13 protein-coding genes are annotated in these 14,724 nt (G+C 60.6%); 10 read left to right on the plus strand and 3 right to left on the minus strand.

Annotation, left to right across the window (positions count from 1 at the left end; translation table 11 throughout):
- The first annotated feature begins 119 nt into the window (after positions 1–119).
- Positions 120–3,236 carry a bifunctional diguanylate cyclase/phosphodiesterase gene (locus ACQ4V8_RS19125; protein WP_436572011.1) on the plus strand — a complete coding sequence of 1,039 codons (3,117 nt, stop codon included), beginning with the start codon at positions 120–122 and terminating at the stop codon, positions 3,234–3,236.
- A gap of 19 nt (positions 3,237–3,255) precedes the next feature.
- Positions 3,256–5,538 carry a xanthine dehydrogenase family protein molybdopterin-binding subunit gene (locus tag ACQ4V8_RS19130; protein ID WP_196855534.1) on the plus strand — a complete coding sequence of 761 codons (2,283 nt, stop codon included), beginning with the start codon at positions 3,256–3,258 and terminating at the stop codon, positions 5,536–5,538.
- A 129-nt stretch (positions 5,539–5,667) separates the two neighbouring features.
- Here the strand turns inward: ACQ4V8_RS19130 and ACQ4V8_RS19135 are convergent, their stop codons facing one another.
- Positions 5,668–6,096, minus strand: coding sequence for a thioredoxin family protein (locus ACQ4V8_RS19135; RefSeq protein WP_010399527.1), 429 nt, complete (start codon positions 6,094–6,096; stop codon positions 5,668–5,670).
- A 280-nt stretch (positions 6,097–6,376) separates the two neighbouring features.
- Between ACQ4V8_RS19135 and ACQ4V8_RS19140 the strand changes: the two genes are divergently transcribed.
- Positions 6,377–7,294: a 23S rRNA (adenine(2030)-N(6))-methyltransferase RlmJ gene (locus ACQ4V8_RS19140; RefSeq protein ID WP_010399525.1), complete on the plus strand. Its 918-nt coding sequence runs from the start codon at positions 6,377–6,379 to the stop codon at positions 7,292–7,294.
- Between the two features lie 181 nt (positions 7,295–7,475).
- Here the strand turns inward: ACQ4V8_RS19140 and ACQ4V8_RS19145 are convergent, their stop codons facing one another.
- On the minus strand, positions 7,476–8,225 hold the full coding sequence (locus tag ACQ4V8_RS19145; RefSeq protein ID WP_436572012.1) for an SAM-dependent methyltransferase: 750 nt from the start codon (positions 8,223–8,225) through the stop codon (positions 7,476–7,478).
- Positions 8,226–8,333: 108 nt separating this feature from the next.
- On the minus strand, positions 8,334–8,942 hold the full coding sequence (locus tag ACQ4V8_RS19150; protein WP_029496522.1) for a Maf-like protein: 609 nt from the start codon (positions 8,940–8,942) through the stop codon (positions 8,334–8,336).
- Positions 8,943–9,209: 267 nt separating this feature from the next.
- Between ACQ4V8_RS19150 and ACQ4V8_RS19155 the strand changes: the two genes are divergently transcribed.
- The 7 genes from ACQ4V8_RS19155 to acpP all read left to right on the plus strand — a co-directional run bounded on the left by ACQ4V8_RS19155 (position 9,210) and on the right by acpP (position 14,696).
- Positions 9,210–9,707, plus strand: coding sequence for a YceD family protein (locus tag ACQ4V8_RS19155; protein ID WP_010399519.1), 498 nt, complete (start codon positions 9,210–9,212; stop codon positions 9,705–9,707).
- A 253-nt stretch (positions 9,708–9,960) separates the two neighbouring features.
- Complete coding sequence (gene rpmF, locus ACQ4V8_RS19160) at positions 9,961–10,143, plus strand: 50S ribosomal protein L32 (RefSeq protein ID WP_010399517.1); 183 nt, start codon at positions 9,961–9,963, stop codon at positions 10,141–10,143.
- A 210-nt stretch (positions 10,144–10,353) separates the two neighbouring features.
- Positions 10,354–11,421, plus strand: a complete 1,068-nt coding sequence (gene plsX / locus ACQ4V8_RS19165; RefSeq protein WP_029496521.1) for a phosphate acyltransferase PlsX — start codon at positions 10,354–10,356, stop codon at positions 11,419–11,421.
- A 15-nt stretch (positions 11,422–11,436) separates the two neighbouring features.
- Positions 11,437–12,435, plus strand: coding sequence for a beta-ketoacyl-ACP synthase III (locus ACQ4V8_RS19170; protein WP_436572013.1), 999 nt, complete (start codon positions 11,437–11,439; stop codon positions 12,433–12,435).
- Between the two features lie 108 nt (positions 12,436–12,543).
- Positions 12,544–13,485: an ACP S-malonyltransferase gene (gene fabD / locus ACQ4V8_RS19175; RefSeq protein ID WP_010399512.1), complete on the plus strand. Its 942-nt coding sequence runs from the start codon at positions 12,544–12,546 to the stop codon at positions 13,483–13,485.
- 49 nt (positions 13,486–13,534) lie between these two features.
- Complete coding sequence (fabG, locus tag ACQ4V8_RS19180; protein WP_010399510.1) at positions 13,535–14,278, plus strand: 3-oxoacyl-ACP reductase FabG; 744 nt, start codon at positions 13,535–13,537, stop codon at positions 14,276–14,278.
- A 178-nt stretch (positions 14,279–14,456) separates the two neighbouring features.
- A complete protein-coding gene (acpP, locus tag ACQ4V8_RS19185) occupies positions 14,457–14,696 on the plus strand; it encodes an acyl carrier protein (protein ID WP_008449912.1) in 240 nt (79 codons plus the stop codon).
- Positions 14,697–14,724: the final 28 nt, after the last annotated feature.

Consider the following 14,724-nt stretch of genomic DNA (forward strand, 5'->3'; position numbering starts at 1 on the left):
ACTTTTCCCGCTTTTTCCATGCATAATTGGCGCTGAAAAAGTTTCTTCCCGCCGTATCACCCGAATGCCCTTGTAACGTTCCATGATTGCCTGCCTGATGTCTGTTGCCCTATTGCCGCATGTTTAATTCGCCCTACCAGCGCCTGCGCGCCAGCCTGCGTCAGCTTTTCGGCTCGTCGATCTATGGCGCCCTGCTGCTAGTGGTGTTAGGCGGCCTGGTCGTGCCCGCCATTTTTGGCAGCTATCTGCTGGTCGGCGTGCATGAACGCCAGTCGGCGCGCACCACTCTGAATGAGGCCTTGCAGCGCAATGCCGACATCCTGGCGCTGGGCATGCAGGAGTCGCTGTGGAACATGAATGCCGAATCGGCCCATTCGCTGGTCGAGTCGGTGATGCGCGACCAAGCCGTGCTGCTGGTGACGGTGCTGGGACTGGGCGACGCGCAATTCATCCGCCTGCAGGCACCGCAGCGGCCCGTGGGTAATCTGTACCGCGCCGAGCGCGACATTATCGTGCGCGGCGAACGCATCGGCCACGTCGTCGTCGAGATGGATGATGCACGCAGCCAGCAGGAGCTGCGCGAAAAGCAGATGTCCTATCTTTTTGTGCTGGGCGCGCAGCTGGCCGTGTCGATGGCGCTGATCGTATTGTTCCTGAACCGTCGCCTGTTGCGGCCCCTGCGCCGCCTGATGCGCTTTTCCGACCGCCTGTCGCACGGCGATTTCGATACGCCGCTGGTCTCGCACAGCAACGACGAGCTGGGACGCCTGACGGCCCAGCTCGAACAAATGCGCGCCGCCATCGGCCAGCTATTCGAGGATGTGGGTCAGCGTGAAGAGCGTTTCCGCACCATCGTCACGCAGGTGCCGGGTGCCGTTTTCCGCTACCGGCCTGACGGCGCGATCGACTTCGTCAGCGATGCCATCGAGGCCATCTGCGGCTATTCGGCGCGCCAGTTCATGAGCGGCACCACGCATGCCTGGGCCGCCCTGATCAGCCCGGAAGAGCGCCTGGCGCACCGCCGCGCCGTGCGCCAGGCGGTGCAGGAGGTGCGCCCGTATGCGCTGGAATATCGCATCATCGACGCTTTCGGTATCGAGCGCTGGGTAGCCGAGAATGGCCAGCCGCAGGCCTGCGCGCAGGGCGTCGTCTGGGTCGACGGCATTATTGCCGACATCAGCCAGCGCAAGCACCACGAAATGCGCATCGAGGCGCTGCTGACGCAGCAAAGCGCCATTCTCGACAACGTGATGTTTGGCGTGATGTTCGTGCGCCATCGCCGCATCGTTTCCGTCAACCGCCGCTGCGAGGAGCTGTTTGGCTACGGCCATGCCGAAATGACGGGCAAGTCGACCGCCATCGTATTCATGACGTCGTTTGACTTCGAAGAGGCGGGCGAGCGCCAGTATCCGGTGCTGGCAAATGGCGTCGATTTCAGCGAGGAGCGCCAGTACCGGCGCCGCGACGGCAGCCTGTTATGGGCGCTGGTCAGTGGCAGCGCGCTCGATCCGCTGCACCCCAACGAAGGCAGCATCTGGGTGTATGCCGATATCACGGCGCGCAAGGAAGCGGAAGAAAAGCTGCGCCTGTCGGCCACCGTGCTCGAGCACATCGCCGACGGCGTGATGGTAGTCGACGCGCATGGCATCATCGTCACCGTCAATCCCGCCTTTACGCAGATCACGGGCTACAGCGAAGCCGAGGCGCTGGGCCGGCATTCGTCGCTGAACCGCTCGGCGCGCCATGATGCGGCGTTTTACGAGGCCCTGTGGAGCGAACTGAAGGCCAGCGGTTTCTGGCGCGGCGAAATCTGGCGCCAGCGCAAGAATGGTGAAGTCTATCTCGAATGGCTGACTATCAGCGCGGTGCGCGACGCGCGCGCCGACACCAAGTATTATGTGGGCGTGTTCAGCGATATCACCCTGATCAAGCAGTCGCAGGAAAAGCTCGACCACATGGCGCACCACGATCCACTGACGGCATTGCCGAACCGCCTGCTGTTTCACGACCGCTTGCAGCGCGCCCTGCTGCGCGCCGCGCGCGACCAGGAGCAACTGGCCGTGCTGTTTATTGACCTGGACCGTTTTAAGAACGTCAACGATACCCTGGGCCACCATGTGGGCGATGAGTTGCTGCAAAAAGTGGCTTGCCAGCTGGCTGTCTGCCTGCGTGAAAGCGATACGCTGGCGCGCCTGGGCGGCGACGAGTTCATCGTGCTGCTCGAGCGCGTTGATGGCGAGTGCGGCGTTACGCAGGTGGCGGAAAAGCTGATGACCATGTTCGATCAGCCCTTCACCGTGGCCGACCATGAATTGTTTATCACCTGCAGCGTGGGCATCAGCCTGTATCCGGATGATGCGCTGGACTTGAATATGCTGATCCGCAATGCCGACGTGGCCATGTATCAGGCCAAGGCGCGCGGGCGCAATGGCTACCGCTTTTATGCGCCGTCGATGACGGGCGAGGGCGTCGAGCGTCTGCGCCTGGAAACCTTTTTGCGCCGCTCGCTGGAAAAAAACGAGATGTTCCTCAATTACCAGCCGCAGGTGGAAATCGACACGGGTCGCCTGGTTGGCGTCGAGGCGCTGGTGCGCTGGAACCACCCGGAACTGGGCCTGGTGCCGCCGGCGCGCTTCATCCCGCTGGCCGAGGATAGCGGTTTCATCAACCAGCTGGGCAAATGGGTGCTCGACGAAGCGTGCCGCCAGATGATGCGCTGGCAGGCGCAGGGCTTGCGCGTGCCGAAGATGGCCGTCAACTTGTCGGTGAAACAGTTCGAGCGGGGCAGCATCGCCGGCATGGTGGCCGATATTTTGCAGGAAACGGGACTCGAGCCGCAGCGCCTGCAGCTGGAAGTGACGGAATCGGTGATCATGAACACGGGCGACGCGCTCGGCTTCATCAATGATTTGCATGCCATCGGCGTGGGTCTGGCCATCGATGACTTCGGTACCGGCTATTCCTCGCTCGCGTATCTGAAACAGTTGCCCGTGCAAACCTTGAAGATCGACCGCTCCTTCATTAAGGATATCTCGACGGACGTGAACGATGAAGCGATCGCGATTGCCATCATCGAGTTGGGCAAGAGCATGCACTTGTCGGTGATCGCCGAGGGCGTGGAAACGCAAGAACAGGCCGCCTTCCTGCTGCGTCATGGCTGCAAGCTGGCGCAAGGTTATTTGTTTAGCCGCCCGGTGCTGCCACAGGATATGCTGGCGCGCTGGATCGATGATTAACGAGATAAGGGGAGTTTCCATGAGCGCAGCACACACCACGTCGCGCCGCCGTTTTTTGCTCGGCGGCCTCGGTCTCGGCGTGGCCGGCGTGGGCGCTTTGGTGCTGGGCTGGGGCGTGCTGCCGCCGCGCCAGCGCCTGCAGGGCAGCGTGCCGCTGGCGCTCCAGGAGGGCGCCGTGGCGCTGAACGGCTGGCTGGCCATTGCTGGCGATGGTAGCGTGACCCTGGCCATGCCGCGCAGCGAGATGGGGCAGGGCGTGCATACGGCCTTGCCGATGCTGGTGGCCGAGGAGCTCGACGTGCCCTTGTCTAGCGTGAAGCTGATTCAGGCGCCTATGGATAAAATCTTCGGTAATGTCGCCATGCTCAAGGACAGCCTGCCGTTTCACCCGGACGACCAGGGTCGCCTGAAGGCGCTGGCCCAATGGACGGTGGCGAAGGCGGCGCGCGAACTGGGCGTGATCGTCACCGGTGGCTCGTCGAGCGTGAAGGATGGCTGGGGGCCCATGCGCGAAGCGGGCGCATCGGCGCGCGCCATGCTGCTGAAAGCTGCCGCCGCGCAGTGGCAGGTGCCGGCCGCGCAATGCCGCACGCACGATGGCGCCGTGATCCACCCGGACGGCCGGCGCGCCAGCTACGCCAGCCTGGCGCAACTGGCCGCTGCCATCGATCCAGGCACGCCCGTGCTGAAGTCGCCCAAGGATTTCAAGTTGATCGGCCAGCCGGCGCCGCGCCGCGATACGCCTTCCAAAGTGAATGGCAGCGCGCGTTTCGGCATCGATGCGCGGCCGCCGGGCATGTTGTACGCGGCCCTGCATCTGCCACCGCGTCTCGGTGACACCCTCGCTGCCTTCGATGCGGCGCCCATCCTGGCCATGCCCGGCGTTAGCAAGGTGCTCGACCTGACGCCGCACCTGATGCAGCGCAGCACATCGGTCACCTCGTGCGCCGCCGTGGTGGCAGACACCTGGTGGCGCGCCAGGCAGGCGGCGGCCGCCTTGCCGACGCAGTGGAAGGCCGCTGCGCAAGCGGGCCTGTCCAGCGCCGGCGTGTATGCCGAGTTTACCCGCCTGTTAGATAACGACGTGGGCCATGCGTACCACGTCAGCGGCGAGGCGGAAGGTAAAGCCGTGCAAGGCATGCGCAGCGTCAAAGCCGAGTACCGTGCGCCTTTCCTGGCGCATGCTGCCATGGAACCGGTCAACTGTACCGCGCAGGTCAAGGATGGCAAGGTGATGCTATGGGTATCGACGCAGGCGCCTGGCATCGCCGTCGACGTGGCGGCGAAAGTGGCCGGCGTCGATGCGAAAGACGTGGCCATCGAGGTGCTGCTGCTCGGTGGCGGTTTCGGCCGCCGCCTGGAAGTGGACATGGTGGCGCAAGCCGTGGCCATCGCGTTGCAGTGCGATGGCGCGCCGGTGCAGCTGGTGTGGACGCGCGAGCAGGACACGCAGCATGATATGTACCGTCCCGCCGCGCTGGCGCGCTTTGCGGCACGCCTGGACGAGCATGGTCGCATCGCTTCCTGGGACAATCAATCCGTCAGCGGCTCGATCACGCACCAGTTCTTGCAGCGCAATTTCGGCTTGCCCGCCGCAGGGCCGGACAAGACCACGGTCGAGGGCGAATTCGACCTGCCGTATGAAATAGCCAACCAGCGCATCGCCCACGTCATCGCCGACAGCGCTGTTCCTATCGGCTACTGGCGCTCCGTGGGGCATTCGCACAATGCCTTCTTCAAGGAAAGTTTTATCGATGAACTGGCCCACGCGGCGGGACACGATGGCATCGCCTTTCGCCGCGCCATGCTATTGCAGCATCCGCGCCACTTGGCCGTGCTCGATGCGGCGGTGGCCAGGGCGGGCAGTGCCCCGCCTGGCCATGCGCATGGCGTGGCCTTGCACCAGTCGTTCGGCAGCATCGTCGCGCAAGTGGCGCAGGTCAGCGTGGAAAACGGCGAAATCCGCGTGCAACGCGTGGTGTGCGCGATTGATTGCGGTATCGCCGTCAATCCGAACATCATTGCCCAGCAGATGGAGTCGGCCGTGCTGTTTGGCTTGTCTGCGGCGCTCGGTGGCGAGATCACCTTCAAGGATGGCAAGGTGGAACAGAGCAATTTCCACGACTATCCGGTGCTGCGCATGGGGCAGGCGCCCGAGGTCGAAACCATCATCATCGCCAGCGCCGAGCATCCGGAAGGCGTGGGCGAGCCCGGCACGCCGCCGATTGCGCCGGCCGTGGCCAACGCCATCTTCAGTTTGACGGGGAAACGGCTGCGCAGCTTGCCGCTACGGCTCGGCTAAAGTTGATGCAGAACACGCACAACAGCGTCGCGGGCGGCAGCCAGTTGTGGCCGGAGGCCTCGCTGTGTGGCGACGCAGTGAGCACCGCAGGCCGCCAATGGCGGCGCGCAGCAGGTTTTTTCGGGTGTTCTAGGCCAGGCTGGCGGCCAGCAGGGTACGCAGGTTGCAGTCGCGCTGCCAGTCGCGCCGCTCTTGTGTGCTGCTGGCGAGTGCCGCCAGTTCATCGCCGCTGAGGGCTTGCTGCGCCTGCACCATGCGGTGTGCCAGGCCGCCGTCGGGCAGCACGGTGCCGAAGAAGGCGACTTGGTCCTCGTGCTGTATGAGCAGGGTGGGAAAGTTGTCGATGTCGAGGTCGCCCACCACGTCGGCCTGGTCTTCGATGTCGATCCAGACGAACACGCTATCGGGGTGGCGCGCTGCCAGTTCCTCGAACGTGGCGCGGTAAGTGCCGCAGGTGCCGCACCATAGCGCGCACAGGCAGGCCACCGTCCAGCGCGGGCCGGCCAGGGCTGCCGCGACGTCGGCGCGGTTATCGGTCGTGAGGGTCAGGCTGTGCATGGCAGTATCTATATTAGTAGGCTGATGGGCGCGGGGTGCCCGAGGCGCGTATTCTACCGCGCCCGACTCCCTTGGTCTTGAGAATGCATGCGCTTGTTTCGCTGTGTTTTTTGATGTAACAGGCCTTTCTGGTGGATAATGCTGGTAAATGCGCGCTGATTACGCTGGTCCATGCTGTTTCCTGGCCCCGCAGCCTGACTCCTCCAGTCTGTTTTCATGCCCCGCCCGGTGTCAGCGCAGCCCCGCCTTTGTTTATTTTTATTATGGAATTAGCCAGCTTATGTTGAGTTACCGCCACGCCTTTCACGCGGGTAATCACGCCGATGTGTTGAAGCATTATGTGCAGATTCAGTTGTTGCAATATCTGAATCAAAAAGATACCGCCTATAGTTATATCGATACCCACTCCGGCGCGGGCGTGTATGCGCTCGACGGTGGCTATGCCTCGAAAAATGCCGAGTATGAAACGGGCATCGCGCCCCTGTGGGATCGCAAGGACTTGCCGGCCTCGCTGGCCGAGTACATGAAGCTGATCAAGGAAATGAATCCGAGCGGCAAGATGCGCTATTACCCGGGTTCACCATACTGCGCTGACAAGGTCAGCCGTGAGCAAGACCGTTTGCGCCTGTTTGAGCTGCATCCAGCTGACGCGAAAATTCTGGCTGACAACTTCCGCAAGGTCGAGGCGCATGCGCTGGCCCAGGGCGAGCGTCCTAGCGTGCGCGGCAAGCGCGTGCTGATTACCAAGGCCGACGGCTTCCAGAGCCTGAAAGCGCTGTTGCCGCCGCCGTCGCGCCGCGCGCTGGTGTTGATCGACCCGCCATACGAAGACAAGATGGATTACCGCAAGGTCAAGGACACCTTGGCCGACGCCCTGGTGCGCTTCCCGTCGGGCATCTACGCCGTCTGGTATCCAGTGCTGCAGCGCATGGAGTCGCGCCAGTTTGCCGATAAGCTCAAGCAATTGCCTAGCTCGGACTGGCTGCACGTGACCTTGACGGTCAACACGCCGTCGCCGGATGGTTTCGGCTTGCACAGCAGCGGCATGTTCATTTTGAACCCGCCGTACACGCTCGAGCCGATGTTGCGCGAAGTCATGCCTTACCTGGTCAAGGTGCTGGGCCGCGACGATGGCGCGAAGTTTGTATTGGAAACGGGCAAGGGCGGTCAGAAAAATACCGGCACACGTCGAGTCTGAGGACGCCTGACCAAACCTACTGCGCGTCGGTATAGGCGGCCTGCGATGCTCACCGTAGTAGAGTACGGTTGCGCTTCTTAGCCACCTCTCCCTTCCGCTCGCTACGGTTTTGTCAGGTGGCGTAACTATCGTAGTTGAACAAAGTAAACGCCACGGCAAATATGTTCGTGGCGTTTGTCGTTTACTGTCCCAACAACAAGAACACGGTCGGTTTCTTGTGGAAGTCGGGTGCCTTGCCGGCGGTCAATTGTTTCTTCCACTGCCCGCCATTCCACGTTTGCACGCTTTCCGTGTCCAGGCTCAGGTCGGTGGCGACGCAGATCAGCGTGGACGGCGCGCATTGCGCCACCAGCGCTTCGAGCATGGCGGCGTTGCGGTAGGGCGTTTCGATGAAAAGTTGGGTCTGCTTTTCCGTGCGGGAGCGCACTTCCAGTTCCTTGATGCGCTTGGCCCGCAGCGATGCATCGGTGGGCAGGTAGCCGTTGAAGGCGAAACTCTGGCCGTTCAAGCCGCTGGCCATCACGGCCAGCAGGATTGATGACGGGCCTACCAGCGGGCGTACTTTAATGCCGTGCTGATGCGCCAGGCGCACCAGGTCGGCGCCGGGGTCGGCCACGGCTGGCACGCCCGCTTCTGACACGAGACCCGCATCGCGTCCCGCCAGCAAGGGGGCCAGCAAGCTGGCCAGTGCTTGCGCAGGCGTATTGACGTTGAGTTCGGAAATCGTTATGTCCTGCAAGGGCTTGGCCAGCGGATGCTGGTTGCCGATCAATTTCAGGAAGGCGCGCGCCGTCTTGGCGTTTTCTGCGACGAAATAATCGAGCTGCGAAGTGATGTGCTGCACTTGCTCTGGAATGAGGCGGCTCAGTGGATCGATTGCGCCTTCGGACAGGCCAAGGTGGTTGGGGATCAGGTACAGGGTGCCGGTCATATTGTTAGCTTTGTATTGGTCGGGGTCAGTCCCTTCGGGATCGGAGTGCGCTCCACTGGAACGCACTCCCCCGTCGGGTCTGACCCCAGATGTTGTCGTTAGGGGTATTTAAATTTTAAAAAACGTCACGCCCGCCTTACGCAGCATGCCCGTCAGGGCGATCAGCGGCAAGCCGGTGAGGGCGGTGGGGTCGACGCTGTCGATGCGTTCGAGCAGGGCGATGCCCAAGCCCTCGTTCTTGGCGCTGCCGGCGCAATCATACGGTTGCTCGATGCGCAGGTAGGCGTCCAGTTCGGCGTCGGACAAGTCGCGCACGGTAACGATGGTTTGAATATCTTCCACTTGCGCTACGGCGGGCGAGTGGCGCCCGTCGAGCAGGCACAGGGCCGTATGGAATACGGTCTGGCGCCCGCGCATGGTTTGTAGCTGCTGCAAGGCGCAGGCGTGATTGCCCGGCTTGCCGATCTGCGCGTCATCCAGGGTGGCGACCTGGTCGGAGCCGATGACGACGCTGCCAGGGTAGCGCTCGAGCACGGCCTGTGCCTTGGCTTGGGCCAGGCGCAGGGCCGTGGCGCTGGGGCTTTCGCCGGGCAGGGCACTTTCGTCGAGATCGGGCACGGCGACCTCGAAAGGCAGGCGCAGGCGTTGCAGCAGTTCCTTGCGGTAGGCTGAACTCGATGCAAGAATCAAGCGCAATGGGGTGGAAGTTGGTATCATTCGGTGTTAGATGGCGGCCGGCAGGGCGCCTTGGTCGATGTCAGTGGAATGTCACGCAAATTCCAGGGCTTAGGACTCATCACTGAAGCCCCATGCGGCATGACGGTGTTAATGATGTTGATGAGTTTGCAACAGGGCTTACCGCCGAGTTCATCACTGATTTTGTCACAAATACGGCAATCGAGTCGTCAAAAAACGTGCGTAGGCTTTGACTCGGTGCTGAAAACCCTGTTATTATCGCAGGTTTTCCGGGGAAATTTTCTACCAATGAATGCTTTTGTGATCGACGCCTTTGATTTTTGTCGTATCAGCGGGAGCCGCGAGGGTGTAACTGCTGTCGCTGAAATGACCCGGTTGACCAAGGATTGTGCAGATGCTTCCGGCGAGATCGCCTGGAAGATCGTTGGCGGCACCAGCAAGCTGGGCTACCCACAACTGACCTTGTCGGTCAACGGCACCGTTCAGCTGGTTTGCCAGCGCTGCCTGACTCCGTATGCTTACGCAATTGATTCAACAACCACGCTGATGCTGGGCAAGGATGACGAACACGCGGACGAGATCGAAGAAATCATCAACGATGAAACGATCGACGTGATCGTCGGTAGCCGCAACATGGATGCAGCGGCACTGCTCGAAGATGAAGCCTTGCTGGCCCTGCCGCAGGTGCCCAAACATGAGGTCTGCCCAGATACGTCGCAGCTCGATGCTCTCAAGAATGAAAAGAAGTCGCCGTTTGCGGCCCTGAAAGACTTGAAGCCAGAATAAAGTAGGAATGATTTGTAGAGAGCCTCAAAAGCCGTAGCGAGCAGGTGGCGCGACAGTTTTTGCTGCTTTTCTAGTAAAGAACGTGTCAAACGCGTGTTGTAATCGAGTATGGCAAGTGTAGTGAAATGTAATTGTAATAAACGATGTCGGTCCGGACTATTTTCGGGTAGTCTTTGCCGCTGGGATACTCGATTCGCAGGTATTTGCCAATCGATTGTGCTAAAATTTTAGAACTTATGTATTAGGAGTCATCATGGCAGTTCAACAGAACAAGAAAACCCCTTCCAAGCGCGGCATGCACCGTTCGCACGACTTCCTGGTCGCGCCGCAATTGAGCGTCGAGCCAGTTACCGGCGAAACACACCTGCGTCACCATATCAGCCCTAACGGCTTCTATCGTGGCCGTAAAGTGTTGAAGACCAAAAACGACGAGTAATCGACGTTTTTGTTGGGTAAGATGAAAGCGGTGTTGCGTGGTTATTCGGCGTGGCGCCGCTTCTTCTTTTTTATCGGCTGCAATTCATCTTGCACACCCGTCATTTTGAATCACGCTGTCCAGGTCCGTGCATGACGTGCTACGCCCTGAATATGCTCCAGTCCGATTCACATCTTGCCGCACGCCCGCAGCGGTATTGAATCAACACAAATGACAATCAAAATTTCTATCGACTGCATGGGCGGAGATCATGGTCCCTCAGTCACTATCCCTGCAGCAATTTCCTTCGTAAAACATGAGCCTGAAGCAGAACTGATCCTGGTTGGATTGGAAGATGTGATCCGTGCCGAACTGAAGAAACATAAAGCTGACACGCACCCGCGCCTGTCGGTCTTGCATGCCTCCGAACAAGTTACCATGGACGATCCCCTGGAAGTGGCCCTGCGCCGCAAGAAGGATTCCTCCATGCGCGTGGCCATCGAACAGGTCAAGAGCGGCGCGGCGCAAGCCTCCGTTTCCGCCGGTAATACGGCAGCCCTGATGGCCGTGTCGCGCTATGTATTGAAAACCATGTCCGGCGTCGACCGCCCGGCCATCTGCAGCATCTTGCCGAATCAAAAGAACGGCCCGACCTACATGCTCGATCTGGGTGCCAATGTCGATTGCGAACCGCATCACTTGCATCAGTTCGCCATCATGGGTTCCGTGCTGGTGTCCGCCATGGAAGGCATCGCACGTCCGACGATCGGATTGCTGAACGTGGGCACGGAAGATATCAAGGGCAATGAAGTGGTGAAACTGACCTCGAAGTTGCTGCAGGCCGACCACGAGCGTGGCGCACTGAACTTCTACGGCAACGTGGAAGGCAATGATATCTTCAAGGGCACGACCGATATCGTCGTCTGCGACGGTTTTGTCGGCAATGTCACCCTGAAAGCTATCGAAGGCCTGGCGCGTTTCATGAAGGACGTGCTCACGTCAGAATTCAAGCGCAATCCGATCACCATGCTGGGCGCGCTGATCGCGCGCGGCGCCTTGCAAGCCATCGGTAACCGCCTGAATCCTTCGCGTTACAACGGCGCCAGCCTGCTGGGCTTGCGTGGCCTGGTCTTCAAGAGTCATGGCAGCGCCGATGCCTATTCGTTTGAATGGGCCTTGCGGCGTGCCTTTGATGCGGCAAAAAATGACGTGCAAGCGCACTTGGCCAGTATGATCGCCGAGCTGATGCCGCGCACGCCAGTACCGGACGAACCTACTTCAACAAGCTCTACCATTTAGTGGACGGGTACTTGCATGACTGTTTTTAGTAAAACTTACAGCAAAATTATCGGCACCGGCAGCTACTTGCCGGAGAGGCGCGTGACGAACCAGGATTTGACCGAACAGCTCGCCGCCAAGGGTATCGAAACGTCGGATGAATGGATCGTCTCGCGCAGCGGTATCTCGGCCCGCCATTACGCGGCACCAATGCAAAATTCCTCGGACCTGGGCGTGGAAGCTGCCAAGAAGGCGCTGGAAATGGCGGGCTTGAGCGGCAACGACCTGGATCTGATCATCGTCGCCAGTTCGACCCCTGATTTCTTTGGCAGCTTCCCCAGCACGGCTTGCATCGTGCAAAACAAGCTGGGCATCACGAACAACTGCGCCGCCGTCGATGTGCAGGCCGTCTGCAGCGGCTTCGTGTATGCAGTCGCCACGGCCGACAGTTTTATTCAATCTGGCATGCACAAGAACGTGCTGGTGATCGGCGCCGAAGTGTTTTCGCGCATTCTTAATTTCGATGACCGCGGCACCTGCGTGCTGTTCGGCGACGGCGCCGGCGCCATCGTCATGACCGCCTCCACCGAGCCGGGCATCCTGGCCACCAAGCTGCATGCGGACGGTCGCCACTCGAACATCCTCAGCGTGCCCGGTAGCCTGGCTGGCGGCGCGCTCGCTGGCAGCGCATTCCTGTACATGGATGGCCCGGCCGTGTTCAAGCTGGCCGTGTCGGTGCTGGAAAAGGTCGCGCACGAAGCTTTGGCCCACGCCAACATGACATCGGACCAGATCGACTGGCTGATCCCGCACCAGGCGAATATCCGCATCATGAACAGCACGGCCAAGAAGCTCGGCTTGCCGCTGGACAAGATGGTCGTCACTGTCGACCAGCATGGCAACACGTCGGCGGCCTCGATTCCGCTGGCGCTCGACATCGCCGTGCGCGACGGTCGCGTCAAGAAGGGCGACAACGTCATGATGGAAGGCGTGGGCGGCGGCTTTACCTGGGGCGCGGTACTCGCAAGAATGTAAACTGGTCAGCACCGGGGTCAGACCCGTTGGGGAAATGCGCTCCCGAAGGGACTGACCCCAGCAGTTGTATTTGGTTCTCTGAATGAATAGTAAAAAAACGGAGTCGACATGACACAATTTGCATTTGTTTTCCCCGGTCAAGGCTCGCAAGCGATTGCGATGCTCGACGGTTTCGCTGGCAACCCCGTGGTGGCGCAAACCGTCGCCGAAGCGTCGGACGCGCTGCAATTCGACCTGGGCAAGCTGATCGCCGAAGGTCCGAAGGAAGAGTTGGACCTGACCACCAACACACAACCGGTGATGCTGACGGCAGCCGTGGCTTTTTACCGCGCCTGGCTGGCAGCGGGTGGCCCCGTGCCGACGGTCGTGGCCGGGCATAGTCTCGGTGAATATTCGGCACTGGTCGCCGCCGGCGTCATCTCGTTCAAGGATGCGGTGCCGCTCGTGCGTTTCCGCGCGCAAGCCATGCAGGAAGCCGTGCCCGTGGGGCAGGGCACGATGGCCGTGGTGCTGGGCCTGTCGGATGATGACGTGCGCGCCGCCTGTGCGCAAGCTGCGGCGGAAAACCCGGCCCTGGTGGTCGAGCCCGTCAATTTTAATGCGCCAGCGCAAGTGGTCATCGCCGGCCACACGGCTGCGGTCGAGCGCGCTTGCGAACTGGCCAAGGCCAAGGGTGCCAAGCGCGCCATGAAGCTGCCCGTTTCGGCACCGTTCCACTCGTCGCTGCTGAAGCCGGCATCGGACCGTTTGCGCGAGTATATGACCGGCTTGGCGTTCTCGGCGCCACAGATCGCGCTGATCAACAACGTCGACGTGGCCATCGTCAACGATGTCGCCGGCATCAAGGATGCGCTGGTGCGCCAGGCGGCAAGCCCGGTGCGCTGGGTGGAAACCATGCAAAGGGTCGCTCTGGATGGCATCACGCAAGTGATCGAATGCGGTCCGGGCAAGGTCCTGATGGGCTTGGCCAAGCGCATCGATCCGGTGCTGGTGGGCGATGCCATTGTCGACCAGGCCTCGTTGGAGCGCATTTTGACGCAGCTCAAATAAACATCAGATTGCGGCAGCCTGTCTGCCGCGCATGCTTTTAAGGATACTCATGAATTTAGCAAATCAAGTCGTGCTGGTCACGGGCGCTTCGCGCGGCATCGGTCGCGCTATCGCCACCGAACTGGGCAAGCACGGTGCTACCGTGGTTGGCACCGCCACCTCGGAAAGTGGCGCGCAAGCCATCACCGATTACCTGGCCGCCGAAGGCGTGGCGGGCAAGGGCCTGGTTCTGAACGTGACCGATGCGGCGCGCTGCGCGGCCGTCGTCGATGAAGTGCAGAAAACCTATGGCAGCCTGTCTATCCTCGTCAACAATGCGGGCATCACGCAAGACCAGCTGGCCATGCGCATGAAGGATGAAGAGTGGGATAGCGTGATTTCCACCAACCTGTCGGCCGTCGGCCGCCTGTCGCGCGCAGTGCTGCGTGGCATGATGAAAGCCAAAGCCGGGCGCATCATTAATATCACTTCGGTGGTGGCCTCGTCGGGCAATCCGGGGCAAATGAATTACGCGGCCGCCAAGGCCGGCGTGGAAGGCATGAGCCGCGCCCTGGCGCGCGAAATCGGCAGCCGCAACATTACCGTGAACTGCATCGCCCCCGGCTTCATCGATACCGACATGACCAAGGCCCTGAGCGAAGAGCAGCACGCGGCCCTGTTGACGCAAATTCCTCTGTCACGCCTGGGCAAGCCGCAAGACGTGGCAGCGGCGGTGGCCTTTTTGGCCTCGCCGCAAGCGGCGTATATCACGGGCACGACCCTGCACGTGAACGGCGGAATGTACATGAATTGATGTGAAAGCTAGACGGGGTGGGCGTTTGTGGCATGATTGAACGTTCATTTTTGTCTATAATCACATCTTTTAGCAGCAGCTTCGGTCGAATTAGCAGCAGACACCGAAATTAGTATTCGGACGCGCAAACCTGATAAAATGCGCGCACTTTCCGTAACACACACTTTGGAGCCATAACATGTCGGATATCGAACAACGCGTTAAGAAAATCGTCGCTGAGCAACTGGGCGTTGCAGAAGCAGACATCAAAATCGAATCCTCCTTCGTCGACGATCTCGGCGCCGATTCCCTGGACACCGTGGAACTGGTCATGGCCCTGGAAGACGAATTCGAAATGGAAATCCCTGACGAACAAGCTGAAAAAATCACCACCGTGCAACAGGCGATCGACTACGCCACCGCACACGTCAAGGCCTAAGCCTGTCTGACCGACTTCAGGAGAATCG

Origin of the sequence: Janthinobacterium paucivorans, from assembly GCF_051380805.1 — a bacterium.
Lineage (GTDB): Bacteria > Pseudomonadota > Gammaproteobacteria > Burkholderiales > Burkholderiaceae_D > Janthinobacterium > Janthinobacterium lividum_D.

Coding starts and splice junctions, on each gene's coding strand:
- ACQ4V8_RS19125 (WP_436572011.1), top strand. CDS start 120: ATGTTTAATTCGCCCTACCAGCGCCTGCGCGCCAGCCTGCGTCAGCTT.
- ACQ4V8_RS19130 (WP_196855534.1), top strand. CDS start 3,256: ATGAGCGCAGCACACACCACGTCGCGCCGCCGTTTTTTGCTCGGCGGC.
- ACQ4V8_RS19135 (WP_010399527.1), bottom strand. CDS start 6,096: ATGCACAGCCTGACCCTCACGACCGATAACCGCGCCGACGTCGCGGCA.
- ACQ4V8_RS19140 (WP_010399525.1), top strand. CDS start 6,377: ATGTTGAGTTACCGCCACGCCTTTCACGCGGGTAATCACGCCGATGTG.
- ACQ4V8_RS19145 (WP_436572012.1), bottom strand. CDS start 8,225: ATGACCGGCACCCTGTACCTGATCCCCAACCACCTTGGCCTGTCCGAA.
- ACQ4V8_RS19150 (WP_029496522.1), bottom strand. CDS start 8,942: ATGATACCAACTTCCACCCCATTGCGCTTGATTCTTGCATCGAGTTCA.
- ACQ4V8_RS19155 (WP_010399519.1), top strand. CDS start 9,210: ATGAATGCTTTTGTGATCGACGCCTTTGATTTTTGTCGTATCAGCGGG.
- rpmF (WP_010399517.1), top strand. CDS start 9,961: ATGGCAGTTCAACAGAACAAGAAAACCCCTTCCAAGCGCGGCATGCAC.
- plsX (WP_029496521.1), top strand. CDS start 10,354: ATGACAATCAAAATTTCTATCGACTGCATGGGCGGAGATCATGGTCCC.
- ACQ4V8_RS19170 (WP_436572013.1), top strand. CDS start 11,437: ATGACTGTTTTTAGTAAAACTTACAGCAAAATTATCGGCACCGGCAGC.
- fabD (WP_010399512.1), top strand. CDS start 12,544: ATGACACAATTTGCATTTGTTTTCCCCGGTCAAGGCTCGCAAGCGATT.
- fabG (WP_010399510.1), top strand. CDS start 13,535: ATGAATTTAGCAAATCAAGTCGTGCTGGTCACGGGCGCTTCGCGCGGC.
- acpP (WP_008449912.1), top strand. CDS start 14,457: ATGTCGGATATCGAACAACGCGTTAAGAAAATCGTCGCTGAGCAACTG.